This window comes from Acinetobacter psychrotolerans (genome assembly GCF_048552595.1).
Classification (GTDB): Bacteria; Pseudomonadota; Gammaproteobacteria; order Pseudomonadales; family Moraxellaceae; genus Acinetobacter.
Window position 1 is genome coordinate 1 of sequence record NZ_JBIMDK010000063.1, and the last position, 282, is coordinate 282.

Annotated in this window: 1 protein-coding gene; it reads left to right on the top strand. The window is 30.9% G+C overall.

Going from position 1 to position 282, the window contains the following annotated elements; all coding sequences use genetic code 11:
- Positions 1-282: circularly permuted type 2 ATP-grasp protein (locus tag ACG94X_RS16860; RefSeq protein WP_419384808.1), on the top strand; the 282-nt coding region annotated here is incomplete at both ends.

Consider the following 282-nt stretch of genomic DNA (forward strand, 5'->3'; position numbering starts at 1 on the left):
GTATTTATGAACTTGAAAAATTAAATGAATCTGCCAAAGAACATTTTTTATATCAAGGAATTACATTTGCAGTTTATGGCGAAAAAGCAGGTATTGAACGTACTATTCCTTTTGATTTGATTCCGCGTGTAATTGCCAAACAACAATGGAATAAAATTTCGTTGGGTTGCATGCAGAGGATTAAAGCTTTAACTCTATTTTTAGCGGATATTTATCATAAGCAAAATATTTTAAAAGATGGCTTGATTCCAGAAATTCAAGTGTTATCACATGAAGCATATC